This is a genomic window from Streptomyces nigrescens (assembly GCF_027626975.1).
In the GTDB taxonomy this organism is placed as follows: Bacteria; Actinomycetota; Actinomycetes; order Streptomycetales; family Streptomycetaceae; genus Streptomyces; species Streptomyces nigrescens.
Genome location: NZ_CP114203.1, coordinates 6,800,787 through 6,826,355 on the forward strand (window position 1 = coordinate 6,800,787; position 25,569 = coordinate 6,826,355).

Genomic DNA, 25,569 nt, shown 5'->3' on the forward strand with positions numbered 1-25,569 from the left:
CAGAGATCGTCGGGACCGGACCAAGGGAGACCGTCGTGATCGTACGGATCATGGGGGAGGGCCAGGTGAAGCTGGACGACGCCCACTTCACCGAGCTCAACAAGCTGGACGATGAGCTGCTCGCCGAGATGGAGAGCGGTGACGTGGAAGGCTTCCGGCGCACCCTCGGTGCCCTGCTGGACGCGGTGCGCCGTATGGGCACGCCGCTTCCCGACGACGCTCTGGAACCGTCCGAACTCATCCTGCCCTCCCCGGACGCGACCCTCGGCGAGGTCCGGGAGATGCTCAGCGACGACGGCCTCATCCCGGGCTGAACCCCGGCCGGTCCCGGCCCGAACACTCCACTCCAGCGCACAGCGCCCCGGCCCCGCGAGGGACCGGGGCGCTACCGTTTGCTCTTGTGAGCCTCCTCGACCCCCGCCCGGACGCGCCCCGCGCCGGCCGCTTCCAGTGGCACCGGACGCATCCGCTCGCCTTCGACGCCGTCCTGGCCGGGGCCGTCTTCGCCTGCATCCTGCTCGGTGCGGTGGCCGGTCCGCACGGTCCGCACGGCCCGCGGTTCGTCGGGCATGAGCCGTCCGCGACGACCGTGGTGCTCGCCGCGCTGGCCTGTGCCGCGCTGGTGCTGCGCCGCCGGCTGCCCCGTACGGTCCTCGCGGTCACCGGCGCGCTCACCATCGTCGAGCTGCTCGCCCGCTCCAGCGACCCGCGCGCCCCGGTGGCCGCCTCCGCCGTGATAGCCCTCTACAGCCTGGCCTCGCGCACCGACCGGCCCACCACCTGGCGGGTCGGCGCGCTGACCGTCGTCGTACTGACCGCCGCCGCGATGCTCTACGGGCCCCGCCCCTGGTACGCGCAGGAGAACCTCGGCATCTTCGCCTGGACGGGCATGGCCGCGGCGGCCGGTGACGCGGTCCGCAGCCGCCGTGCCTTCGTGACCGCCATCCGGGAGCGCGCCGAACGGGCCGAGCGCACCCGCGAGGAGGAGGCCCGGCGCCGGGTCGCCGAGGAGCGGATGCGGATCGCCCGTGAGCTGCACGATGTCGTCGCCCACCACATCGCCCTGGTCAACGTCCAGGCCGGGGTCGCCTCGCACGTCATGGACAACCGGCCCGACCAGGCCAAGCAGGCGCTGGCACACGTCCGGGAGGCGTCCCGCTCGGCGCTGGAGGAACTCCGCGCCACCGTCGGCCTGTTGCGGCAGTCCGACGACCCCAAGGCGCCGACCGAGCCCGCACCGGGCCTCGGGGTGCTCGACCAGCTCGTCGACGGGTTCGTCCGGGCCGGCATCCCGGTCGACCTGGAGCTCCCGCAGACGCCCCGGCAGCTGCCCGCCTCCGTCGACCTCACCGCCTACCGCGTGGTCCAGGAAGCGCTGACCAATGTCCACAAGCACGCCGGCGAGGGGGCCCGGGCCACGGTACGGATCGGCCACTCCGACACCACGCTGACCGTGACCGTCCTGGACGACGGCGCGGGCCGGGCCGGCGTCCCGCGGCAGAAGGGCGGCGACCGGCCGCCCATGGAGCCGGGCGGGCCCGGCGAGCCGGAGGACAGCGGCGGCGGCCACGGCCTGATCGGGATGCGGGAGCGGGTCTTCGCGCTTCGCGGCACGGTCGTGACCGGCCCGCGCGCGGCCGGCGGCTTCCAGGTGCGGGTGACCCTTCCACTGCAGACCGTCCGTACGGGGGAGACATTGTGACGATCAAGGTGCTGCTCGCCGACGACCAGGCGCTGCTGCGCAGTGCCTTCCGGGTGCTGGTCGACTCCGAACCGGACATGCGGGTGGTGGGGGAGGCCTCCGACGGGGCCCAGGCGTACGAGCTGACCCGGGCGGAGCGGCCCGATGTCGTGCTGATGGACATCCGGATGCCCGGTGTGGACGGCCTGGCGGGCACCCGCATGATCAGCGAGGACCCGGAGCTCACCGACGTCCGGGTGGTCATCCTGACGACCTTCGAGGTCGACGACTATGTGGTGCAGTCGCTGCGGAACGGCGCCAGCGGCTTCCTCGGCAAGGGGGCCGAACCGGACGAGATGCTGAACGCGATCCGGATCGCGGCGGCCGGTGAGGCGCTGCTCTCGCCCGTCGCCACCAAGGGGCTGATCGCCAAGTTCCTCGCGCAGGGCGGCAGTGCGGCCGACGGCGGTCCCGGCGGCCGGGGCGCCGAGCGGCTGGCGACGCTGACCGGCCGGGAGCGTGAGGTGCTCACCCTGGTGGCCGGCGGGCTGTCCAACGACGAGATCGCCGAGCAGCTCGCGGTCAGCCCGCTCACCGTCAAGACGCATGTCAACCGCGCCATGGCCAAACTGCGCGCCCGCGACCGGTCCCAGCTGGTGGTCATCGCGTACGAGTCGGGACTCGTACGCCCACGGGTGCAGTGAGGGTGGGGCGGCCTCTACTCCGAACGCGGTACGGCTTCCGGCCGGAAACCGACTTGCGAGCGAGGAAATCCGGCCAGGGCATGGCCGAAGGTGTAGGTGGGCCGGAGAACGGTCCCGCCGACGTTGTAGAACAGAAGAGAGACCCCACCCATGTCCTGGCTGTCCCGACTCAGCCTCGTACAACGGGGCCTGATAGCGCTGATGTCGATCGTGGCGATCGCCTTCGGCGCCATCGCGATCCCCCAGCTGAAGCAGCAGCTCCTGCCGTCCATCGAACTCCCGATGGTGTCCGTTCTGGCGCCGTATCAGGGCGCCTCGCCCGAGGTCGTCGAGAAGCAGGTGATCGAGCCGCTCGAGGACGGCATCCAGGCGGTCGACGGCGTCAAGACCGTCACCTCGACGTCCAGCGAGGGCTCGGGCGTCATCATGGCGCAGTTCGACTACGGCAATGACTCCAAGCGTCTGGTCGCCGATGTCCAGCAGGCCGTGAACCGCGCCCGCGCGAAGCTGCCCAAGGACGTCGACCCGCAGGTGGTGAACGGTTCGACGGACGACATCCCCACCGTCGTCCTCGCCGTCTCGTCCTCGGGCAAGGACCAGCAGACGCTCGCCGACCAGCTCGACCGCAGCGTCGTACCGGACCTGAAGAACATCGACGGCGTCAGCCAGGTCACGGTGGACGGCGTCCAGGACCGGATCGTCGCGGTCACCCCCGACGACAAGAAGCTCGCCGCCGCCGGGCTGAACTCCCAGTCGCTCGGCCAGGCGCTGGAGGCCGGTGGCACCTCGGTGCCCGCCGGTTCGTTCGCCGAGGGCGGGCAGAGCAAGACCGTCCAGGTCGGCGCGGGCTACACCTCCGTACGGCAGATCAAGGACCTGCGGATCGCGCCGTCCGCGGCCGGCGGCGGCGAGGGTGCCGGCGCGGGCGCGGGTGCCGGCGCCGGCCGGGCGGCCGCCGAACCGGTCCGGCTCGGCGACGTCGCCACCGTCAAGGAGGAGTCGGCCACCCCGACCTCCCTGACCCGCACCAACGGCAAGCCCAGCCTCGCCGTCATGGTGACGATGGACCAGGACGGCAGCGCGGTCGAGATATCCGACGCGGTCAAGGACCAGCTCCCCGAGATCCGTCAGGACCTGGGCAAGGGCACCGATGTCACGGTCGTCTCCGACCAGGGCCCGGCGGTCTCCAAGTCGATCGAATCGCTGACCACCGAGGGCCTGTTGGGCCTGGCCATGGCCGTCATCGTCATCCTGGTCTTCCTGCTCAGCCTCCGCTCGACCCTCGTCACCGCGGTCTCCATCCCGCTCTCGGTCGTCATCACCCTGATCGTGCTGTGGACCGGGGACCTCTCCCTCAACATGCTCACCCTCGGCGCGCTGACCATCGCGATCGGCCGCGTCGTCGACGACTCCATCGTCGTCCTGGAGAACATCAAGCGGCATCTCGGCTACGGCGAGGAGCGCCGCGAGGCCATCCTCTCCGCCGTCCGTGAGGTCTCCGGAGCGATCACCTCCTCCACCCTCACCACGGTCGCGGTCTTCCTCCCGATCGGTGTCGTCGGCGGCATGGTGGGCGCCCTCTTCGGCTCCTTCTCGCTGACGGTCACCGTCGCCCTGCTCGCCTCCCTGCTCGTCTCCCTGACGGTCGTGCCGGTGCTGTCCTTCTGGTTCCTGCGCGCCCCCGAGATCCCCGAGGGCAGCGACCCCGAGGAACTCCGCCGCAAGGCCGAGGAGAAGGAGGCCCGCAGCCCGCTGCAGCGCCTCTACGTCCCGGTCCTGCGCTTCGCGACCCGCCGCCGGATCACCAGTGTGGTCATCGCCGTCGTCATCCTCCTCGGCACCTTCGGCATGGGCCCGCTCCTGAAGACCAACTTCCTCGACCAGGGCGACCAGGGCACCCTCACCGTCAAGCAGGAGCTCAAGCCGGGCACCAGCCTGGACGCGGCCGAAAAGCAGGCCAAGAAGGTCGAGAAGCTGCTCGCCGCCAACGACGACATCGCCGACTACCAGGTCACCGTCGGCTCCTCCGGCTTCATGGCGGCCTTCGGCGGCGGCACCGGCGCCAACCAGGCCTCCTACCAGCTTAAGCTGACCGACGCCGCGGACTCCGACAAGGTCACCTCCGACCTGAGGGACGGCCTCGACAAGCTCGGCACGTCCATCGGCGAGACCACCGTCACCGCGGGCGGCGGCTTCGGCAACCAGGACCTGAGCGTGGTCGTCAAGGCCGCCGACGGTGAGGTGCTGAAGAAGGCCAGTGAGCAGGTCCGCAAGACCGTCGCCGGGCTCGACGACGTCACCGACGTCCAGAACGACCTCTCGCAGAGCGTGCCGCGGATCTCCGTGAAGCCCAACGCCAAGGCGGCCGCGGCCGGTTTCAACCAGACCACCCTCGGCGGCGCGGTCGCCCAGGCGGTCCGCGGCACCACCAGCGGTACGGCCGTCCTGGACGACACCGAGCGCGACATCGTGATCAAGTCGGCCCATCCGGCCACCACCGAGGCCGAGTTGAAGAACCTCGCCCTCCCGACCCCGGCGGGCCCGGTCAAGCTGGGCACCCTCGCCACCGTGCGGACCGTCCCCGGCCCGGTCGAGATGACCCGGATCGACGGCGCCCGCTCGGCGACCGTCACCGCCAAGCCGACCGGCGACAACACCGGCGCGGTCAGCACCGCCCTGCAGAGCAAGATCAACGATCTGAAGCTGCCGGACGGCGCCTCCGCGGAGATCGGCGGCGTCTCCCAGGACCAGACCGACGCGTTCTCCTCGCTCGGCCTGGCGATGCTGGCGGCCATCGCCATCGTCTTCATGCTGCTGGTGGGCACCTTCCGGTCCCTGATCCAGCCGCTGATCCTGCTCGTCTCGATCCCCTTCGCGGCGACCGGCGCGATCGGCCTGCTGGTCGCCACCGGCACCCCGCTGGGCGTCCCGGCGATGATCGGCATGCTGATGCTGATCGGCATCGTGGTCACCAACGCCATCGTGCTGATCGACCTGATCAACCAGTACCGCGCGCAGGGTTACGGCGTCGTGGAGGCGGTCATCGAGGGTGGCCGCCACCGCCTCCGCCCGATCCTCATGACGGCGCTGGCCACGATCATGGCGCTGCTGCCGATGGCCCTGTCCATCACCGGTGACGGCGGCTTCATCTCCCAGCCGCTCGCCGTGGTCGTGATCGGCGGTCTGATCACCTCCACCCTCCTCACCCTTCTCCTCGTCCCGACGCTCTACGCGATGATCGAGCTCCGCAAGGAGCGCCGGGCGAAGAAGAAGGCCGCGAAGCGGTCCGGCCCGGCCGGCCCGCAGGCCAAGGAGACCGACCCCGCACCGGAGCCGGCCGGCGTCTGACGCCGGCCCGACCGGCGGGACCCCGGAGACCCCCCATGAAGAAACGATGCCCCCGCAAGCAGGTGCTTGCGGGGGCATCGTGCCGGGCATCCCGAAACGGGGCGCCCCGCCGCTCCATTCCACTCACATCACCGACGAAGGGGGACCGCGATGGGAAAGCACGGTGACGGCAAGGGCGGCGAGGAGGGTGACCGGCAGCAGAGCCCGAAGGAATCCGACGGCCAGTGGACCAAGCCGGTGACCGACCCGCCGAAGAAGTAGGGGGAGCGTCATGTCCTCGCCGGGCCGGCTGGTGGAAATCCTCCGCAACAAGGGCGCGCTGACGCCGGAATGGGCGCCCGCCGTCGCCGCGGTCGACCGCGCGCATTTCGTGCCGGACACCTTCGAGGTGGGCGAGCGCACCGTCTCCCGCTCCGCGGACGAGGCGGAGTGGCGGCGGATGGTCTATGCCGACCTCCCGCTGATCACCCAGCACAACGACGGCCGGGCCGAGGAGGGCCAGGTCGCCTTTCCCACGTGCTCGACGTCCATGCCCTCCCTCATGCTGGCCATGGCCGCGATCGTCCGGGACGGCGACGCCGTATTGGAGATCGGCACCGGCACCGGCTACCACGCCGCCTGGCTGGCCCACCGGCTCGGCGAGGACCGTACGACCACCATCGAGACCGACAAGGCCCTCCACGACATCGCCCGGGGCAATCTGGCACGGGCCGGTCTGCACCCGCATCCGGTGTGCGGCGACGGCCTGGCAGGGGTACCCGAGCGGGCGCCCTACGACCGGACCATCGCCACCTGCACGGTCCGCGACATCCCGTACGCCTGGGTGGCACAGACCGCACCGGGCGGCACGATCCTCACCCCGTGGGGCTCCTCGTTCCACTCCTACTCGTTCGCCACCCTGACCGTCCGGGACGGACAGGCCACCGGCCGCTTCTCCGGCCGCCCCGCCTTCATGTGGGCCCGCCAGCAGCGCCGCTCCTACGGCCGCATCCGCGACTGGTACCACGGCGAGGAGGGCGACCGCGCAACGACCACCCTCGACCCCCGCGTACTGGACGAGAACCCGGACGCCCGCTTCGCCGTAGGCCTCCGGGTACGCGACGCCTGGCCCCTGCTGTGCCCCGCCGACGACGGCAGTGACGAAGCCACCTACTGGCTCTTCGACGACGCCCGCACCTCCTGGGCGACCGCCGAATACGTCCCCGGCCACACCACCTACGAGACCGAACAGCACGGCCCCCGCCGCCTGTGGGACGAGGTGGAAACCGCCTACCGCACCTGGACCGCCGAGGGCAGCCCCCCACGGGACCGCTACCGCATCACGGTCACCGAAGCCGGCCAGACCGTGTCCCTGTGACCGCCCGTCCGGCGGCACACCGGGACGGCCGAACTCCGCGCCCAGCACCCGCGCACGGCCCGGCGTACGCATTCGGCGGTGCACCTCTCGCCGATCACCGGCAGTGCTGGTTTCGTGGCGTGTGCTGCCGACCCGACGAAAGGTGAGCGAGCGTGCCGTCCGTCCTGGCCCGCGGGGCCGCCCCCGTAACCGCTGCCGGGCTCGCCCTGGCCCTGGCCCTCGCGGCCGCACCGCCCGCCACCGCGTCCGCGGGCGACGTCCGGGTCCGCGTCGGCGTCACCGGCGGCCCCTACACCGCCAGCGTGGGACTCGTCATCACGGGCCCGCGCACCCTCTTCGGCGGCTTCTACTGCGCCGCCGACGGGCTCTCCGCCACACCGCTCACCGCCCTTGTCGACGCCGATGAGCAATACGGCCTCGGCGGCGTGCAGGCGCGCTGGGACGCCGCGAAACAGGACTTCGTCGTCACCTCGATCCATGGCGATGCCGCGGACTCCAAGAAAAAGTGGAACGCGTACGTGAACGAGAAGAAGATCACCGCCGGCCCCTGCCACACCGCGATCAAGGGCGGCGACAAGATCCGCTGGACCCTGGAGGCCTGACCAAACACCAACGGGCAGGCACGCAACCGCTCCGCGCCCGCCCCCACCCACCGCCACTACTCCTCCCACGGGAGGGGACGGGCCGGAGGGGCCGGTGTGTGGGACGTAAAGCGAAGCAGTCCCACACACCGGCCCCGGAGGCCCGTCACCGCACCCGACAACCACCGGCCCGCCGCAGGCGCAACGGCGGGGCACCCGCAAGCATCACCCGCGCCCAAGCCCCGCGCAGCGGACCCGCAACGGCGAGAAACCCCCACGGCGGGAAAGCCGAAAACGTGGGAGCCGGCCGCCAAGGCCACGGCGGGCCAGCCGAAAACGTACGGCTACGGCAACGCCAACATCCGCTCAAGCGCCAACTTCGCGAAGCTCTCCGTCTCCTTGTCGACCTCGATGCGGTTGACGACCTTGCCGGCGGCCAGCGACTCCAGCGCCCACACCAGGTGGGGGAGGTCGATCCGGTTCATCGTCGAGCAGAAGCAGACCGTCTTGTCGAGGAAGACGATCTCCTTGTCCTCCGCGGCGAAACGGTTCGCCAGCCGCCGGACCAGGTTCAGCTCGGTGCCGATGGCCCACTTGGAGCCGCGCGGGGCGGCCTCCAGGGCCTTGATGATGTACTCCGTCGAGCCGACGTAGTCCGCCGCCGCCACGACCTCGTTCTTGCACTCGGGGTGGACCAGGACGTTCACGTCGGGGATGCGCGCCCGCACGTCGTTCACCGAATCCAGGGAGAAACGGCCGTGCACCGAGCAGTGGCCGCGCCACAGGATCATCTTGGCGGCCCGCAGCTCCTCGGCGGTCAGCCCGCCGTTCGGCTTGTGCGGGTTGTAGACCACGCAGTCGTCCAGGGACATGCCCATGTCGCGGACGGCGGTGTTGCGGCCCAGGTGCTGGTCGGGCAGGAACAGGACCTTCTCACCCTGCTCGAAGGCCCAGTCCAGCGCGCGCTTGGCGTTGGAGGACGTACAGATCGTGCCGCCGTGCTTGCCGGTGAAGGCCTTGATGTCGGCCGAGGAGTTCATGTACGAGACCGGCACGACCTGCTCGGCGATGCCGGCCTCGGTGAGCACGTCCCAGCACTCGGCGACCTGCTCGGCGGTGGCCATGTCGGCCATCGAGCAGCCGGCGGCCAGGTCGGGGAGGATGACCTGCTGGTCGTCGCCGGTGAGGATGTCGGCGGACTCCGCCATGAAGTGGACACCGCAGAAGACGATGTACTCGGCGTCCGGCCGGGCGGCGGCGTCCCGCGCGAGCTTGAAGGAGTCGCCGGTCACATCGGCGAACTCGATGACCTCGTCGCGCTGGTAGTGGTGCCCGAGGACGAAGACCTTGTCCCCGAGCTTCGCCTTGGCCGCGCGGGCGCGCTCGACGAGGTCGGGGTCCGACGGGGCCGGCAGATCACCGGGGCACTCCACACCGCGCTCGCTCTTCGGGTCGGCCTCGCGGCCGAGGAGGAGCAGGGCCAGCGGGGTCGGCTGGACGTCCAGGGGCTGGGCGGTGGTCACAACACGCACCCTCTCTTCTCTGCAGTGCCTTTTCGTCTATTTGACGCTATCTATCATAGCTGCTTCACGTCACTTTGACGATGGCCATAGTGTCGATGTGACGCATCAGCACCCCGCCGTGTGCGGTCGGCCACGTGTTCCCGGCGGCCGGTGTGCGAGCATGAGGAGAGAACGACAGGAGAGGCTGCCCCCGGCGGTGTCCGGAAGGCTTCTCGACAAATTGCGCCCAGCCGGAATTTATCCGGGACGTCCCCGGTTGCAGCTGGTTGCAACCGATGACAAGCGGTCCGTACAACCCGGGAGAGATCTAGATGAGCGTTCAGGACGAGACCACCGTCAGCGACGGCATCATCCTGTCCGACGCGGCCGCGTCGAAGGTCAAGAGCCTTCTGGAGCAGGAAGGCCGGGACGACCTCGCGCTGCGGGTGGCCGTTCAGCCCGGCGGCTGCTCCGGGCTGCGCTACCAGCTCTTCTTCGACGAGCGCTCGCTCGACGGCGATGTCGTCAAGGACTTCGACGGTGTCAAGGTCGTCACCGACCGGATGAGCGCGCCCTACCTGGGCGGTGCCTCCATCGACTTCGTCGACACCATCGAGAAGCAGGGCTTCACGATCGACAACCCGAACGCCACCGGCTCCTGCGCCTGCGGCGACTCCTTCAGCTAAGGATCACGGGCAGTACGCACGAAAGCGGCGCCCCCCGAGTGGGGAGCGCCGCTTTCGCTGTCTCCGTATCCGTCGCTGCCGCCGCCTCCGCCGGGTGCGGCCCGGTCGGTCCGGCCCGGGCCCGTGCGGCCCGGCCCGGCGGCTTCCGCGGGCCCGTTACTGCTTAGGCACCGACTTGCCGGTCGACACATCGACCACCTTCCGGCCGTCCAGCGGCTTCTCCAGCGTCACGGTCTTGGTGAACTCCTTGGCGATCTTCACGCAGACCTGGCCGGGGTTCTTGTCCTTGCCGACGACCTTCGTCTTCACCGTCGTGGCCGACTCCTCCGCGCTCACGGAGTAGGTGCTGCACACCCCGCCCCAGAAGTGCACGGTCAGCTTCTTGCCGCCGTCGCCCACGTCGTACGACTCCAGAGCCATCGCCCCGGGCTTCCCGGACGGCTTGCTCGGCGACTGCCCCGGGCGCTGCGACGCGTCGTCGCCGTCCTTGTGGGCCAGGTACTTCGGGTTCACCGCCGGGTGCGCGACCGTCGAGGTGGCGTCCGGGCCCCCGCTGCCGGCACCCGGCTGGCGCACCTTGTACAGCCACGACGGCACCAGCGCCTGCCCGCCGTCCACGTACTGCACGGAGAGCCCGAAGACCGCGCCGGTCACCTCGGCCGGCTTCTGCCCCTTCGTCGGGTCCGGCTCGCACGGCGCGATCCCGCCGTCCTTGCCGTCCTCGTCGCTCTTCCCGCCGGGCGTCGAGGGGCAGCCGGCCGGCTTGCGGCCCTCGCCCGAATTCAGCCGGTCCAGCGTCTTGTCGGCGCTCAGCACCGGATACTCCGCGCCCTTGACCGGGTTCGCCAACTGGCCGCTGCCGCCGACCACCTGACCGTCCGAGCCGACCTGCAGATCGCTCTGCCAGCCGTACGTCGGCAGCCCGCCGAGCACCGGATTCGCGGTGACGACCCGGACCGCGCCGGACAGCCCGCCCGCGTCGAGCCGGGCGTTCTTCTGGCCGAGCGCCGCCAGCACCGGCCGCACCGCCTGCTTGGCCTTCTCCGGCGACACCGCGCCCTTGCCACTGCTGTCGTCCTCGGTCGTGACGTCCCCGCCACCGCGGTACGAGGGACAGCCGGGCCGGTTCGACGGTGTACCGCCGCCGGGCCCGTCCTGGCCCTTCTCGCCCTTCGGGGAGGCGGGCAGCGCACAGTTCGTGCCGCCCGGGGTGCCGTACGGCGAGTACGTCCACGCGCCCGAGCCGGTCTTGCTCACCTGCAGCACGGGGCCACGGGCGTCCTGCGTCCCGCCGACCTTCCAGCTGGTGCCCTCCGAACGGACCTTTCCGGACACATCCAGCGCCTTCGCCAGCCGTTCCACCGACTCGCGGCTGATCTCGCCCTTGGGGCGGTACACCGGCGCGGACGCCGGGCCGCCGGGCAGCTTCTTCACCGCGCGGTACTTCGCACCCTGCGGATTGGGCTCACCGGCCGCGATCGAGCCGCCGCCGGTGTAGCCGTCGAGCGCGAGCGGCGGCGGGTCGCCCGCGGAGCCCGCTCCGGAGCCCTCGCTGCTGGACGCGGACGAGGCCCAGTACGCCGCGCCGCCCCCGGCCAGCAGCACCGCGGCAGCCATCGAGGCGACCACCAGCCGGGTGCGCCGCCTGCGCTCCTTGGGGTTCGGGGTGTCGGTGCTGTCCTCGGTGTTCACCGCATCGCTCCTTCAGCTCCGCTGAACATCTGACGTGCCATCCTCCATGAGGTGGACGCCGATGGGACGGAGCGGGGGCGTGCACGGTTCCCCGGACGCGCCGCGGCCGCCGCCGGGCGGGGCTCAGTCGCCGTATTCGGACATGCCGTCCACGAGCGCGGCGGAGGAGGAGGGGACCTTGATCCCGTGCAGATCGGCGGCGCGCCCCGGCGCCGGCGCGCACTCCCGGCCGGCCTTCCAGCGCTCCGGCATCCGCGCGCAGTCGCCGCGCAGCTCGTCGAGCGATTCCGGGTCCTGGCGGACGGGGGAGGCGCCGTGGCGTGGTGTGACGGCTTTCACAGGCTTGGTCATAGGGGCACCGTACGCAGCCGAGTATCGAGGAGAAAGGGCTACTATCGGGTAGTTTCGGTGGTTCAAGTGTCCGGGATGACCGAGTGGCGCGCGACCTCGCGGGGTAGCGTTGCTCTACGTCCGCCCGTCCCTCCGCCTTCCGCAGGAGCAGACCCGTCGTGCGTATCGCAGTCACCGGCTCCATCGCCACCGACCACCTGATGACCTTCCCCGGCCGCTTCGCCGATCAGCTGGTCGCCGACCAGCTGCATACGGTCTCCCTCTCGTTCCTGGTCGACCAGCTCGACGTCCGCCGCGGCGGCGTCGCCGCCAACATCTGCTTCGGCATGGGCCAGCTCGGCACCGAGCCGATCCTGGTCGGTGCCGCCGGCAACGACTTCGAGGAGTACCGCGCCTGGCTCGACCGCCATGGCGTCGACACCCGCTCCGTCCGCATCTCCGAGGTCCTGCACACCGCCCGCTTCGTGTGCACCACCGACGCCGACCACAACCAGATCGGGTCGTTCTACACCGGCGCGATGAGCGAGGCCCGGCTGATCGAGCTGCAGCATGTGGCCGAGCGGGTCGGCGGCCTCGACCTGGTCCTGATCGGCGCGGACGACCCCGAGGCGATGATCCGGCACACCGAGGAGTGCCGCAGCCGCGGTATCCCCTTCGGCGCCGACTTCTCCCAGCAGATCGCCCGGATGGACGGCGACGCCATCCGCACCCTCCTGGAGGACGCGGCCTACCTCTTCTCCAACGAGTACGAGAAGGGCCTGATCGAGTCCAAGACCGGCTGGACCGACGAGGAGATCCTCGCCAAGGTCGGCACCCGCGTCACCACCCTCGGCTCCAACGGTGTCCGGATCGAGCGGGTCGGTGAGCCGGCCATCGAGGTCGGTGTCCCGGAGGAGAACGCCAAGGCCGACCCCACCGGCGTCGGCGACGCCTTCCGCGCCGGCTTCCTGTCCGGTCTGGCCTGGGGCGTCGGCCTGGAGCGCGCCGCCCAGATCGGCTGCATGCTGGCGACGCTGGTCATCGAGACCGTCGGCACCCAGGAGTACGAGCTGCACCGCAGCCACTTCATGGACCGCTTCACCAAGGCCTACGGCCACGAGGCCGCCGCCGAGGTCCAGCAGCACCTGGTCTGAACCGCCGGGTCAGGCGCGGCGCCGCACGACATACGCGGCGCCGCGCTCGGCCGGCCGCTCACCCACGTACTCCTGGTCGCGCATGGTGCACCAGGCGGGGATGTCCTGCCGGGCGGCCTCGTCGTCGGAGAGCACCGTCACCGTCCCGCCGACCGGCACGTCATGGATCGCCTTCGCCAGCTCGATGACCGGAAGCGGACAGCGCTTGCCGAGCGAGTCGACGACCAGACCGGCCGGTCCGGCGGATCCGGCGGGCTCCTCGCCCGCCGGGGCCTCTTCCGACGCCCCGCCGGCCGTCGCCGCCACCGTCTCCCGGCCCGCCGCCGGGACACCCAGCCGCTCCCGCACCGCACGCACCACCTGCGGCAGCACCTCCAGGAAGCGCTCCACATCCGCCTCGTCCGTGCCGTACGGCAGCGAGACCCGGACATTACCCTCGGACAGCACGCCCATCGCCCGCAGCACATGGCTCGGCGTCAGGGTGCTGGACGTACAGGACGACCCGGACGACACCGAGAACCCCGCCCGGTCGAGCTCGTGCAGCAGCGCCTCTCCGTCGACATAGAGACAGGAGAAGGTGACGAGGTGGGGGAGGCGGTGCACCGGATCGCCGACCACCTCCACATCCGGCACCAGCTCCGGCACCCGGGTCCGGATCCGGTCCACCAGCCGCCGCAGCCGCGCCGCTTCGTCCGCGGTCTCCGGGCCCGCCCGCAGCGCGCGCAGGGACGCCGCGGCGGCCACCACCGCCGGGATGTTCTCGAACCCCGGGCTGCGGCCCGACTCGCGCTCGTCCCGCGGCCCCTGAGGGGCGAACCGGGTCCCCTTGCGGACCGCGAGCAGCCCCACACCGGGCGGACCGCCCCACTTGTGGGCGCTCGCCGTCAGCAGCGACCAGCCGCCGGGCACCGGCCCCCAGGGCAGCGACTGCGCGGCGTCCACCAGGAGGGGTACGCCCGCCTCCCGGCAGAGCGCGGCCACCTCCTCGACCGGTTGTTCGGTCCCCACCTCGTGGTTGGCGGACTGGAGGCAGACCAGCGCGGTGTCCGGGCCCAGCGCGGCGGCGACGTCCCCGGCGGCCACCCGGCCCGTACGGTCCACCGCCAGCTCCGCGCGGCTGCCGCCGGCCGCCTCATGGACCTCGGCGGCATGCAGGACGGAGGAGTGCTCGACGGCGGAGTGCAGCAGCCGGCGACCGACGCGCCGACGGGCCGCCAGCGCACCGGAGACTCCCCGATGCACGGCCTGTGTCCCCGAAGGGGTGAAAACCAATTCGTCCGGGCGGCAGCCCACGGCCTCGGCCGCGGCCTCCCGCGCCGCGTCCAGCAGCAGCCTGCCGCGCCGCCCCTCCCGGTAGAGGCGGGCCGGGTCGGCCCAGCCTTCGTCCAGCGAGGCGAGCAGGGCCTCACGGGCGACGGGATGCAGCGGGGCGGCGGACGCCGCGTCGAAGTAGGGCACATACGAGACGTTAGTCGCCCCGTTTCCGGGGGGAGGTGTCCGCACCCGGCCGGGCGGGGGCGCGGGGCCCCGGTCCCGCGGCGGGCGGGGCGGCCCGGCGCGCGCCGGGAGAGCGGTGCGGCCCGGTGCCGGGCGCGGCGTCAGATGCCTGGTGAAAGCGGGTAATCGGGACTCAGGAGGGCTTCTCCGAGAGGCCCTGGCCACCCCTTAGGGGTGCGACGCGGCGCGTTGGGCACCCTCCCCGCGCGACCCCAAATAGCGTCCAGTAGGGTTTGGTCCGCATAAACATCCAAACCCCTGCCCGCGCCAGGGCCGGCGACCGACCAGCGAGACGGCCGCAGCCGGTCTCGCGGGCGAGACTCTCGGGAAGGCGCTACGTGAGTCCCAACGGCTCCGACCGCTCGTCGCGGCGCCCGATGCGGCGGAAGCTGCCGCAGGTGCTTGCTGCGGGCCTGGTCCTGGCGACCGCGACTGGTTGCACATATAAGGACTTCCCCCGCCTCGGCATGCCAACGCCCGTCACCGACGAGGCGCCGCGGATCCTCTCTCTTTGGCAGGGCTCCTGGGCCGCCGCCCTCGCAACGGGCGTGCTGGTGTGGGGCCTGATCATCTGGAGCGTGATCTTCCACCGCCGCAGCAGGACCAAGGTGGAGGTCCCCGCGCAGACCCGGTACAACATGCCGATCGAGGCGTTGTACACGATCGTGCCGTTCATCATCATTGCGGTGCTTTTCTACTTCACCGCACGTGATGAGAGCGCACTCCTCAAGACTTCGAAGAAGCCGGACCATGTCGTGAACGTGGTCGGCTTCCAGTGGAGCTGGGCGTTCAACTACCTGGAGAACACGGACGGCGACAAGTCGACGTCGGCCATCGACTCCCCGGCGCTCAAGGCGATCCCGGACAAGTGGAAGAAGACCGCGCCGGCCGGTGCCGACGGTGTCTACGACACGGGCACCCCGGGCACGCGGAACCCGCAGACCGGCAACCCCGGTCCGACCCTGTGGCTGCCGAAGGGCGAGACGGTTCAGTTCGTGCTGACCTCTCGCGACGTCATCCACTCCTTCTGGGTGGTGCCGTTCCTGATGAAGCAGGACGTCATCCCGGGCCACACCAATGTCTTCGAGGTGACTCCCAACAAGGAGGGCACCTTCATGGGCAAGTGCGCCGAGCTCTGCGGTGTCGACCACTCCCGAATGCTCTTCAACGTCAAGGTTGTCTCCCCTGAGCGGTACCGGGAGCACCTGAAGGACCTGGCGAAGAAGGGCCAGACCGGATACCTGCCGGCGGGCATCGAGCAGTCGGATCACGCCAGGAATGCGGAGACCAAGAACCAGTGAGCATCCTCAACGAACCTCAGGGTGCCGCCGCCGATACGGCTCCGGCAGCACCGCCCGTACGCAAGAAGCAACCCGGCATCGCTGTCGTGAAGTGGCTGACGACCACTGACCACAAGACCATCGGCACGATGTACCTGGTCACGTCGTTCGCGTTCTTCTGCGTCGGCGGCCTGATGGCGCTGCTCATGCGCGCCGAGCTGGCCCGTCCCGGCACGCAGCTCATGTCGAACGAGCAGTTCAACCAGGCGTTCACGATGCACGGCACGATCATGCTGCTGATGTTCGCGACGCCGCTGTTCGCCGGATTCGCGAACTGGATCATGCCGCTGCAGATCGGCGCGCCCGACGTGGCGTTCCCGCGGCTGAACATGTTCGCCTACTGGCTCTACCTCTTCGGCTCGCTGATCGCGGTGGCCGGCTTCCTCACCCCGCAGGGTGCGGCCGACTTCGGCTGGTTCGCGTACTCGCCGCTCTCGGACGCGGTGCGTTCGCCGGGCGTCGGTGCCGATATGTGGATCATGGGTCTGGCCTTCTCCGGTTTCGGCACGATCCTCGGTTCGGTCAACTTCATCACGACGATCATCTGCATGCGGGCGCCCGGCATGACGATGTTCCGGATGCCGATCTTCACCTGGAACGTGCTGCTGACCGGTGTGCTGGTCCTGCTGGCCTTCCCGGTGCTGGCGGCGGCGCTGTTCGCGCTGGAGGCGGACCGTAAATTCGGTGCGCATGTCTTCGACGCGGCCAACGGCGGCGCATTGCTCTGGCAGCACCTCTTCTGGTTCTTCGGCCACCCCGAGGTGTACATCATCGCCCTGCCGTTCTTCGGCATCATTTCCGAGGTCATTCCGGTGTTCTCCCGGAAGCCGATGTTCGGTTACATCGGTCTGATTGCGGCGACGATTTCGATTGCCGGTCTTTCGGTCACGGTGTGGGCGCACCACATGTATGTGACGGGCGGCGTGCTGTTGCCGTTCTTCTCGTTCATGACGTTCCTGATCGCGGTGCCGACCGGTGTGAAGTTCTTCAACTGGATCGGCACGATGTGGAAGGGCTCGCTGTCCTTCGAGACGCCGATGCTGTGGGCGATCGGCTTCCTGATCACCTTCACGTTCGGTGGTCTGACCGGTGTGATCCTGGCCTCGCCGCCGATGGACTTCCACATCTCCGACTCGTACTTCGTCGTGGCCCACTTCCACTACGTGGTCTTCGGCACCGTCGTCTTCGCGATGTTCTGCGGCTTCCACTTCTGGTGGCCGAAGTTCACCGGCAAGATGCTGGACGAGCGGCTCGGCAAGATCACCTTCTGGACGCTGTTCGTGGGCTTCCACGGCACCTTCCTCGTCCAGCACTGGCTGGGTGCCGAGGGCATGCCGCGGCGTTACGCGGACTACCTCGCGGCCGACGGCTTCACGGCGCTGAACACCGTCTCGACGATCAGCTCGTTCCTTCTGGGCCTGTCGATCCTGCCGTTCATGTACAACGTCTGGAAGACGGCGAAGTACGGCGAGAAGATCGAGGTCGACGACCCCTGGGGCTACGGCCGCTCGCTGGAGTGGGCGACGTCCTGCCCGCCGCCGCGGCACAACTTCCTCACGCTGCCGCGTATTCGCTCCGAATCCCCGGCGTTCGATCTGCACCACCCGGAGATCGCAGCTCTTGACGCGCTGCACAACGGCCGCGCCACCGAGGACGACAAGTCCCTCGCCGGCGGCAAGGAGGCGGGCAAGTGAAGATCCAGGGCAAGATGTTCATCTGGCTCTCCGTCTTCGTCCTCGCCATGGCGATCGTCTATGGCGTCTGGTCGAAGGAGCCCGCGGGTACCACCGCGCTGTTCCTCGCCTTCGGCCTGTGCATCATGGTCGGCTACTACCTGGCCTTCACGGCCCGGCGGGTCGACGCGGGTGCTCAGGACAACGAGAACGCCGAGGTCTCGGACGACGCCGGTGAGCTGGGCTTCTTCAGCCCGCACAGCTGGCAGCCGCTGTCCCTGGCCGTCGGTGGCGCCCTCGCCTTCATGGGCGTCGTCTTCGGCTGGTGGCTGCTGTACTTCTCCCTGCCGGTGATCCTCGTGGGTCTCTTCGGCTGGGTCTTCGAGTACTACCGCGGCGAGAACCGCACGCAGTAAACGGCCGCACAGCTGCCGTACGGCGGGCCCGGACACCCAACAGGTGTCCGGGCCCGCCGCTTTTGGGTGCCGGGGGCAGACCCGTTTGCAGTCCTCCAGCGCGCTGGGACAGGTGATTCTTCATATTTTTGGGGCATGAGTCACAGACCTCGAACCCGGACGGTGCTGAGCTGCGGCCTCCTGCTCGTGCCCCTTGCGGTGAGCGCCACCGCGTGCGGGGGCTCGGATTCGGATGCGCTCTCCGCCAATCCCTATGACGCGGCCGACCAGATCACGGCCAACACCCCCGACGGCAAGAAGAAGGCGGATCCCGACAAGCCGCTGGAGGTGTCCGTCAAGGGGGACGACGCGCGGATCACCGACGTGACGGCCACCGATTCCACCGGCCGCTTCGTCCACGGTGAGCTGAGCGCCGACGGCAGGCACTGGCGTACCACCGTGCCCCTGGCCGCCGGCACCCGCTACACGGTGCGGGTGAGCACCGAGGAGGAGGACGGTTCACCCGGCCGCAAGACGCTCGTGGTCAACACCAAGGACGCGGACGGCCAGTTGACCGCCGCCTTCGGGCCGGAGGCCGGCGAGTACGGCGTCGGCCAGCCGGTCACCGCGGAGCTGAGCCAGCCCATCAAGGACCCGAAGGCCCGTGCCATCGTGGAGAGCGCCCTGAAGGTCGACTCCATGCCGCGGGTCGAGGGCGCCTGGCACTGGGTGGACAACAAGAAACTGCACTTCCGCCCGAAGGAGTACTGGCCCGCCCACGCCACGATCTCGGTGCACAGCAACCTGGCGGGCCTGAAGATCGCCAAGGGGCTCTACGGAGGCCCGTCCAAGCCCGTGAAGCTCACCACCGGCGACCGCGTGGAGGCCGTGACCGATGCCGCCACCCACCAGATGACGGTGTGGCGCAACGGTGAGTCGATCAAGACTCTTCCCGTGACCACCGGCAAGCCCGGATTCTCCACCCGCAACGGCGTCAAGGTCGTCCTCGGCAAGGAGAGCTTCGTACGGATGCGCAGCTCGACCGTCGGCATCGCCGCCGGGAGCTCGGAGTCCTACGATCTGCCGGTCTACTGGGCCACCCGGGTGACCTGGAGCGGGGAGTACGTCCACGCCGCACCCTGGTCCGTCGGATCACAGGGCGCGGCGAACGTCAGCCACGGCTGTACGGGCATGTCCACGGGCAACGCCCAGTGGTTCTTCAACACCGTGCGGGTCGGCGACGTCGTCAAGGTCGTCAACAGCGGCGGCGACACCATGACGCCGTTCGACAACGGCTTCGGTGACTGGAACATGCCCTGGAAGGAATGGCGGGACGGCAGCGCGCTGAAGAGCAAGGCCTCCAGCACCACAGGAGCGGCCGAGCGAGCGCAGAACCCGGTCGGCGACGCCCGGTTGCGCCCGAGGATCTGAGCGCCGCCCAGCAGGCCGCTCAGGCCTGTACGAGGTTCCTGCGGCGCAGCAGCCCCGCCAGGGCGTCGGCGAAGGCCACCGGGTCCAGCGGATGGGTCACCGCGGCGTCCGCCCGGCTCCAGGTGGCCAGCCAGGCGTCCTGGGGGCGGCCGATCAGCAGCAGCACCGGCGGGCACCGGTAGATCTCGTCCTTGATCTGCCGGCAGACGCCCATACCGCCCGCGGGAGCGGTCTCGCCGTCCAGCACACAGACGTCGATACCGCCCTGCTCCAGGGCCGTCAGGACGGCCGGCGCGGTGGCGCACTCCAGGATCTCGATCTGCGGGGCATCGGCGGCGGGGCGCCGTCCGGCCGCCAGCCGGACCTGCTCGCGGGTGTTGGCGTTGTCGCTGTAGACCAGCACCGTGGCAGTCGCCTGCATCGTTCCTCCACGCTTCGTAGCGGCACAGCATCGGGTGGGGCGGATGCTACTCCCGCAGGGGGCGCCCGCAGGAGGGGTTGACCGGATCCAAGATCTGCCCGACGGCCCGTCAGGACCGGTGCCGGCGGGGCCGGGGTTCCGTGGCCGGCCGGGTGCGTCCCTCCTTCGAGCGACCGCGGAAAGGGTCCGTACGAGCAGGGCATACGTCCTTGACACACCGAACGGCACCCCCCGGAGTGAGGGCGGGATAAGCGACCGACATAATGTCGGTCGTGGCGACAGCAACGACAGTAGAAACCGGGCACGCGCACCCGTCGGTCAATCGGCCGAACCTCACCAGCGTCGGAACCATCATCTGGCTGAGTTCCGAGCTGATGTTCTTCGCGGCCCTCTTCGCGATGTACTTCACCCTTCGATCGGTGACCGGATCCGAGTATTGGAAGGAATCCGCCGATGCGCTGAATCTTCCGTTCTCCGCGACCAACACCACGATCCTGGTGCTCAGCTCTCTGACCTGCCAGCTCGGCGTTTTTGCGGCCGAGCGCGGCGATGTCAAGAAGCTCCGGGCCTGGTTCGTGGTCACCTTTGTCATGGGTGCGATCTTCATCGGCGGTCAGGTCTTCGAGTACACGGAGCTGGTCAAGCACGAGGGCCTGTCGCTCTCGTCCGGCCCGTACGGCTCGGTGTTCTACCTGACCACCGGCTTCCACGGACTGCATGTGACGGGCGGTCTGATCGCCTTCCTGCTGGTCCTGGGCAGGACGTACGCGGCCAAGAGGTTCACCCACACGCAGGCCACCGCGGCCATCGTCGTGTCCTACTACTGGCACTTCGTCGATGTCGTCTGGATCGGCCTCTTCGCCACGATCTACCTGATCAAGTAGTCCGGGCCCGTACCGGCTCGTATCAGACAGACATATCCAAAGCATCGACGCAGAAGATCCTGACACCGGGGTAATCCGTGAAAAAGCTCTCCGCACGACGGCGCCATCCGCTGGCGGCGCTCGTCGTCCTACTCTTCGCGCTGGCGGTCACTGGGGGGCTGTACGCCGCGTTCGCGCCGGCGGACAAGGCTCAGGCCGATGACACCGCCCAGTCTCTTGCCATCAAGGAGGGCAAGAAGCTCTTCGCCGTGGGCTGCGCCAGCTGCCACGGCACCGGCGGTCAGGGCACCTCCGACGGCCCCAGCCTGGTCGGCGTCGGCGCCGCAGCCGTGGACTTCCAGGTGGGCACCGGCCGTATGCCGGCCCAGCAGCCCGGCGCCCAGGTGCCGCGGAAGAAGAACATCTACACCAACGCCCAGATCGACCAGCTCGCGGCTTACGTCGCCTCGCTGGGCGCCGGCCCGACCGTGCCGGAGAAGGATCAGTACAGCCCGGACGGTGCCGACATCGGCAAGGGCGGCGAGCTGTTCCGCACCAACTGCGCGCAGTGCCACAACTTCACCGGTAAGGGCGGCGCCCTGACCGACGGCAAGTACGCACCGACGCTTGAGGGAGTGGACCCGAAGCACATCTACGAGGCCATGGAAACCGGCCCGCAGAACATGCCCTCCTTCGGCAACGGCTCGCTGTCGCAGCAGAACAAGAAGGACATCATCGCGTACCTCGACGCCGTCAACGGCGATGAATCCGAGAGCCCCGGCGGCCTCGACCTCGGTGGTCTCGGTCCGGTCAGTGAGGGTCTCTTCGGCTACATCTTCGGCCTGGGCGCGCTGGTCGCGGTCGCCATCTGGGTCGCAGCCCGGACTACGAAGGCCAAGAAGTCATGAGCGAGACTGGACGACACGAAGACGTGCCAGAAGAAACCCTTCCCGGTGAGCGGGAGACGGCTCACGAAGGTGCGGTGGCCACGGCGGAGAACCCGTTCGCCGACCCGGGGCTGCCGCCCCACGAGCACCGCGCCCAGGACATCGACGAGCGGGCTGCCCAGCGCTCCGAGCGCACCGTGGCCCTCCTCTTCATCGTGTCGATGTTCGCCACGGTCGCCTTCATCGCCTCGTACGTGGCGATCCCGATCGACAAGAACGTCTACATCTGGCCGATCGGCAACATCAGCGCGCTGAACTTCGCGCTCGGTCTGACGCTCGGCGCGGCACTCTTCTGCATCGGCGCCGGCGCGGTCCACTGGGCCCGCACGCTGATGTCGGACGAGGAGGTCGCCGACGAGCGCCACCCGATCGAGGCCGCGCCGGAGGTCAAGGCCAAGGTCATGGCCGACTTCGCCGCGGGCGCGAAGGAGTCGCAGGTCGGCCGCCGCAAGCTGATCCGCAACACGATGTTCGGTGCGCTGGCCCTGGTGCCGCTCTCCGGTGTCGTGCTGCTGCGTGACCTCGGGCCGCTGCCCGGGAACAAGCTGCGCACCACGGGCTGGAAGAAGGGCGTCCGCCTGGTCAACCAGTCCACCAACCTCCCGCTGCGTCCCGAGGACATCGCGGTCGGCTCCCTCACCTTCGCCAAGCCCGAGGGCCTGGAGGAGCACGACGAGGACTTCAACGTCCAGATCGCCAAGGACGCCCTGATGCTCGTGCGGATCCAGCCGCAGAACATCAAGGACAAGCACGAACTCTCCTGGTCGCACGAGGGCATCGTGGCGTACTCGAAGATCTGCACCCACGTGGGTTGCCCGATCAGCCTGTACGAGCAGCAGACGCACCACGTGCTCTGCCCCTGCCACCAGTCGACGTTCGACCTCTCTGACGGCGGTCGGGTGATCTTCGGTCCGGCCGGACACGCCCTGCCGCAGCTGCACATCACGGAGAAGGACGGCTTCCTGGAGGCCGCAAGCGGCTTCGAGGAGCCCGTCGGCCCGAGCTTCTGGGAGCGCGGATGAGTAACGAGACGAGCGGAGCCACCCCGCGCCGCGGCAAGGCGCCCCGGGGTGAGCGGATCGCCGACTGGGCGGACGGCCGGCTGGGCATCTACAGCCTGGCCAAGTCCAACATGCGCAAGATCTTCCCGGACCACTGGTCCTTCATGCTGGGTGAGGTCGCGCTTTACAGCTTCATCATCATCATCCTGACCGGTGTCTATCTGACGCTGTTCTTCCACCCGAGCATGGCCGAGGTGACCTATCACGGTTCCTACGTGCCCATGCAGGGGATCCGGATGACGCAGGCCTTCGAGTCGACGCTGGAGATCAGCTTCGACGTGCGCGGTGGTCTGCTGATCCGCCAGATCCATCACTGGGCCGCGCTGGTCTTCCTGGCCGCGATGATGGTCCACATGATGCGGGTGTTCTTCACCGGCGCCTTCCGCAAGCCGCGTGAGGTCAACTGGCTGTTCGGCTTCCTGCTGCTGGTGCTGGGCATGTTCACCGGCTTCACCGGCTACTCGCTCCCCGACGACCTGCTCTCCGGTACCGGTGTGCGGTTCATCGAGGGCGTCATCCTGGCGATGCCGCTGGTCGGTTCGTACCTGCAGTTCTTCATCTTCGGCGGGGAGTTCCCGGGGCACGACATCATCCCGCGGTTCTTCACGGTGCACGTCCTGCTGCTGCCGGGCATCATGCTCGGCCTGCTGGTGGCGCACCTGATCCTGGTCTTCTACCACAAGCACACCCAGTTCCCGGGTGCCGGCAAGACCAACAACAACGTCGTGGGCATGCCGCTGCTGCCGGTCTACATGGCCAAGGCCGGAGGCTTCTTCTTCCTGGTCTTCGGTGTGATCGCGGTGATCTCCGCGATCGCCAGCATCAACCCGGTGTGGGCGATCGGCCCCTACCGGCCGGACCAGGTGTCCACCGGCGCCCAGCCGGACTGGTACATGGGCTTCGCCGAGGGTCTGGTGCGTGTCATGCCGGGCTGGGAGTGGAACTTCTGGGGCCACACCCTCAACTTCGGTGTGCTGATCCCGATCCTGATCTTCCCGCTGGTCCTGGTCGCGATCGCGGTCTACCCGTTCATCGAGTCCTGGGTCAAGGGCGACAAGCGCGAGCACCACATCCTGGACCGCCCGCGCAACGTCCCGACCCGTACCGGCTTCGGTGTCGCCTGGCTCGTCGCGTACTTCGTGATGCTGATCGGTGGCGGTAACGACCTGTGGGCGACGCACTTCCACCTGTCGCTCAACTCGCTCACCTGGTTCGTCCGGATCGGATTCTTCGTCCTTCCGGTGCTGGCCTTCATCGCCACCAAGCGGATCTGCCTGGGTCTGCAGCGGCGCGACAAGGACAAGGTGCTGCACGGCCGCGAGTCCGGCATCATCAAGCGCCTGCCGCACGGTGAGTTCATCGAGGTCCACGAGCCGCTCGACCAGGAGCAGCTGCACCTGCTCACGCAGCACGAGCAGCCCGCGCCGCTCGAGCTCGGCCCGGAGGTCGACGAGAACGGTGTGGAGCGCAAGCTGTCGCGCTCGCAGAAGCTGCGCGCCAAGCTCTCGAAGGCCTACTACGGCGAGGACAACGTCATCCCGAAGGCCACGGTCGAGGAGTACAAGGAGATCAGCAGCGGCCACGGCCACCACTGATCACCGCAGCGCTTCCTAGCGCACTGTAGGGAGTACGCCACCCAGAGGGCCCCGTCCGTTCCCCAAGCTCTTAAGGAGCAGGGGATACCCCAACCGGACGGGGCCCTCCGGCGTGCCCGGCGGCTCGATAGGGTGACGGCATAAGCAGGAGACAATCCAGGAGTGTGGACCATGAACGTTGTGACCCCGGTTGGCGGCGACAGCGTGGCGGCCCACACCTGGCCGGGTCTTCTCAACGCCCTGCTCGCAGGCCGTGACCTCAGCGCGGACGACACCGCCTGGGCGATGGACAAGATCATGCGGGGCGAGGCCAGCGACGCCCAGATCGCCGGGTTCGCGGTCGCGCTGCGGGCCAAGGGCGAGACCGTCGCCGAGATCTCCGGTCTGGTGCGCACCATGTACGCGCACGCCCGGCTGATCGAGGTGCCGGGCCCCAGCGTGGACATCGTCGGCACCGGCGGCGACGGCGCCAAGACCGTCAACATCTCCACGATGTCCTCGATCGTGGTCGCCGGCACCGGCGCCAAGGTCGTCAAGCACGGCAACCGCGCCGCCTCCTCGGCCAGCGGTGCCTCCGACGTCCTGGAGAAGCTCGGGGTCAATCTCGACCTCACCCCGCAGCGGGTCACCGAGGTCGCCCAGGAAGCGGGCATCACCTTCTGCTTCGCGGTGAAGTTCCACCCCTCGCTGCGGCATGTCGCCAACGCCCGGGCCCAGCTCGGTATCCGTACGACCTTCAATGTCCTGGGCCCGCTGACCAACCCCGCGAAGGTCCGCGCCCAGGCGACCGGTGTCGCGGACGCCCGGATGGCGCCGATCCTGGCCGGGGTGCTGGCCGAGCGCGGCTCGTCGGCGCTCGTCTTCCGCGGCGACGACGGCCTGGACGAGCTGACCACGACCGCGACCTCCCGGGTGTGGATCGTCCGGGACGGCACGGTGCGCGAGGAGCCCTTCGACCCCCGGGACGTGGGGATCCCCCTGGTGCCGGTGGAGGCGCTGCGCGGGGCGGACGCCTCGTACAACGCGGATGTGGCCCGCCGGCTGCTGGACGGGGAGACCGGCCCGGTGCGCGACGCGGTGCTGCTGAACTCCGCGGCGGCGCTGGTCGCGCTGGAGCCGGCCGACGCTCCGCTGGCCGAGCAGATCCGGGCCGGGATCGAGCGGGCCGCCGCCTCGATCGACTCCGGGGCGGCCAAGCGGGCGCTGGAGCGCTGGGTGGCCGCCAGCAACACATGAGCGCGCGGTGACGCAGGGTGTGACGCAAGGCTCAGTCCGTCATACGGACCGGGCCTTGCGCCTCTTTGCCCGTGT

The 25,569-nt window shown here is 69.6% G+C and carries 22 protein-coding genes; 17 read left to right on the forward strand and 5 right to left on the reverse strand.

Going from position 1 to position 25,569, the window contains the following annotated elements; translation table 11 throughout:
- The first annotated feature begins 35 nt into the window (after positions 1 to 35).
- The 6 genes from pspAA (at position 36) to STRNI_RS30145 (ending at position 7,692) form a co-directional block, all read left to right on the forward strand.
- Positions 36 to 314, forward strand: a complete 279-nt coding sequence (gene pspAA, locus STRNI_RS30120) for a PspA-associated protein PspAA (protein ID WP_018090109.1) — start codon at positions 36 to 38, stop codon at positions 312 to 314.
- 86 nt (positions 315 to 400) lie between these two features.
- Positions 401 to 1,702, forward strand: coding sequence for a sensor histidine kinase (locus STRNI_RS30125; RefSeq protein WP_159488512.1), 1,302 nt, complete (start codon positions 401 to 403; stop codon positions 1,700 to 1,702).
- Positions 1,699 to 2,385 carry a response regulator gene (locus STRNI_RS30130; protein WP_109889195.1) on the forward strand — a complete coding sequence of 229 codons (687 nt, stop codon included), beginning with the start codon at positions 1,699 to 1,701 and terminating at the stop codon, positions 2,383 to 2,385. Before STRNI_RS30125 ends, STRNI_RS30130 begins: the two co-directional genes overlap by 4 nt.
- A 150-nt stretch (positions 2,386 to 2,535) precedes the next feature.
- Positions 2,536 to 5,733 (forward strand): efflux RND transporter permease subunit, encoded by a 3,198-nt coding sequence (locus tag STRNI_RS30135; RefSeq protein WP_148589781.1) that lies wholly within the window; start codon positions 2,536 to 2,538, stop codon positions 5,731 to 5,733.
- Between the two features lie 271 nt (positions 5,734 to 6,004).
- On the forward strand, positions 6,005 to 7,090 hold the full coding sequence (locus tag STRNI_RS30140) for a methyltransferase domain-containing protein (RefSeq protein WP_018090103.1): 1,086 nt from the start codon (positions 6,005 to 6,007) through the stop codon (positions 7,088 to 7,090).
- Between the two features lie 152 nt (positions 7,091 to 7,242).
- Complete coding sequence (locus tag STRNI_RS30145) at positions 7,243 to 7,692, forward strand: DUF4430 domain-containing protein (protein WP_159488515.1); 450 nt, start codon at positions 7,243 to 7,245, stop codon at positions 7,690 to 7,692.
- A 323-nt stretch (positions 7,693 to 8,015) separates the two neighbouring features.
- Here the strand turns inward: STRNI_RS30145 and nadA are convergent, their stop codons facing one another.
- Positions 8,016 to 9,203 carry a quinolinate synthase NadA gene (gene nadA, locus STRNI_RS30150; RefSeq protein WP_026169723.1) on the reverse strand — a complete coding sequence of 396 codons (1,188 nt, stop codon included), beginning with the start codon at positions 9,201 to 9,203 and terminating at the stop codon, positions 8,016 to 8,018.
- Positions 9,204 to 9,505: 302 nt separating this feature from the next.
- Between nadA and erpA the strand changes: the two genes are divergently transcribed.
- Complete coding sequence (erpA, locus tag STRNI_RS30155) at positions 9,506 to 9,859, forward strand: iron-sulfur cluster insertion protein ErpA (RefSeq protein WP_006606077.1); 354 nt, start codon at positions 9,506 to 9,508, stop codon at positions 9,857 to 9,859.
- Positions 9,860 to 10,015: 156 nt separating this feature from the next.
- On the opposite strand, the gene STRNI_RS30160 is transcribed toward erpA, so the two are convergent.
- Positions 10,016 to 11,551, reverse strand: a complete 1,536-nt coding sequence (locus STRNI_RS30160; protein WP_277412367.1) for a hypothetical protein — start codon at positions 11,549 to 11,551, stop codon at positions 10,016 to 10,018.
- Positions 11,552 to 11,674: 123 nt separating this feature from the next.
- Entirely contained in the window at positions 11,675 to 11,902 is a 228-nt protein-coding gene (locus STRNI_RS30165) for a hypothetical protein (protein ID WP_018090099.1), read from the reverse strand.
- 158 nt (positions 11,903 to 12,060) lie between these two features.
- Between STRNI_RS30165 and STRNI_RS30170 the strand changes: the two genes are divergently transcribed.
- Entirely contained in the window at positions 12,061 to 13,035 is a 975-nt protein-coding gene (locus STRNI_RS30170) for a carbohydrate kinase family protein (RefSeq protein ID WP_018090098.1), read from the forward strand.
- A gap of 9 nt (positions 13,036 to 13,044) precedes the next feature.
- Here STRNI_RS30170 and STRNI_RS30175 read toward each other — a convergent pair whose 3' ends face one another.
- Positions 13,045 to 14,493: a cysteine desulfurase/sulfurtransferase TusA family protein gene (locus STRNI_RS30175; RefSeq protein WP_277412368.1), complete on the reverse strand. Its 1,449-nt coding sequence runs from the start codon at positions 14,491 to 14,493 to the stop codon at positions 13,045 to 13,047.
- Positions 14,494 to 14,870: 377 nt separating this feature from the next.
- On the opposite strand from STRNI_RS30175, the gene ctaC reads away from it, so the two are divergent.
- The 4 genes from ctaC to STRNI_RS30195 all read left to right on the forward strand — a co-directional run bounded on the left by ctaC (position 14,871) and on the right by STRNI_RS30195 (position 19,371).
- Positions 14,871 to 15,833: an aa3-type cytochrome oxidase subunit II gene (gene ctaC, locus STRNI_RS30180; protein ID WP_026169722.1), complete on the forward strand. Its 963-nt coding sequence runs from the start codon at positions 14,871 to 14,873 to the stop codon at positions 15,831 to 15,833.
- Positions 15,830 to 17,566, forward strand: a complete 1,737-nt coding sequence (gene ctaD, locus STRNI_RS30185; protein WP_109889184.1) for an aa3-type cytochrome oxidase subunit I — start codon at positions 15,830 to 15,832, stop codon at positions 17,564 to 17,566. Before ctaC ends, ctaD begins: the two co-directional genes overlap by 4 nt.
- Positions 17,563 to 17,961, forward strand: a complete 399-nt coding sequence (locus STRNI_RS30190) for a cytochrome c oxidase subunit 4 (RefSeq protein WP_128506350.1) — start codon at positions 17,563 to 17,565, stop codon at positions 17,959 to 17,961. Before ctaD ends, STRNI_RS30190 begins: the two co-directional genes overlap by 4 nt.
- A 135-nt stretch (positions 17,962 to 18,096) precedes the next feature.
- Entirely contained in the window at positions 18,097 to 19,371 is a 1,275-nt protein-coding gene (locus tag STRNI_RS30195) for a L,D-transpeptidase (protein ID WP_174876404.1), read from the forward strand.
- A 19-nt stretch (positions 19,372 to 19,390) separates the two neighbouring features.
- On the opposite strand, the gene STRNI_RS30200 is transcribed toward STRNI_RS30195, so the two are convergent.
- Entirely contained in the window at positions 19,391 to 19,792 is a 402-nt protein-coding gene (locus STRNI_RS30200) for a DNA-binding transcriptional response regulator (RefSeq protein ID WP_018093710.1), read from the reverse strand.
- A 263-nt stretch (positions 19,793 to 20,055) separates the two neighbouring features.
- Between STRNI_RS30200 and ctaE the strand changes: the two genes are divergently transcribed.
- The 5 genes from ctaE to trpD all read left to right on the forward strand — a co-directional run bounded on the left by ctaE (position 20,056) and on the right by trpD (position 25,494).
- Complete coding sequence (ctaE, locus tag STRNI_RS30205) at positions 20,056 to 20,676, forward strand: aa3-type cytochrome oxidase subunit III (protein ID WP_018093709.1); 621 nt, start codon at positions 20,056 to 20,058, stop codon at positions 20,674 to 20,676.
- A gap of 77 nt (positions 20,677 to 20,753) precedes the next feature.
- Positions 20,754 to 21,563 (forward strand): cytochrome bc1 complex diheme cytochrome c subunit, encoded by an 810-nt coding sequence (qcrC, locus tag STRNI_RS30210; protein WP_018093708.1) that lies wholly within the window; start codon positions 20,754 to 20,756, stop codon positions 21,561 to 21,563.
- Entirely contained in the window at positions 21,560 to 22,624 is a 1,065-nt protein-coding gene (gene qcrA, locus STRNI_RS30215) for a cytochrome bc1 complex Rieske iron-sulfur subunit (RefSeq protein WP_093645868.1), read from the forward strand. The genes qcrC and qcrA overlap by 4 nt, the downstream gene beginning before the upstream one ends.
- Entirely contained in the window at positions 22,621 to 24,258 is a 1,638-nt protein-coding gene (gene qcrB, locus STRNI_RS30220) for a cytochrome bc1 complex cytochrome b subunit (RefSeq protein WP_159488518.1), read from the forward strand. Before qcrA ends, qcrB begins: the two co-directional genes overlap by 4 nt.
- A 171-nt stretch (positions 24,259 to 24,429) precedes the next feature.
- Positions 24,430 to 25,494 carry an anthranilate phosphoribosyltransferase gene (gene trpD, locus STRNI_RS30225; protein ID WP_093645864.1) on the forward strand — a complete coding sequence of 355 codons (1,065 nt, stop codon included), beginning with the start codon at positions 24,430 to 24,432 and terminating at the stop codon, positions 25,492 to 25,494.
- Positions 25,495 to 25,569: the final 75 nt, after the last annotated feature.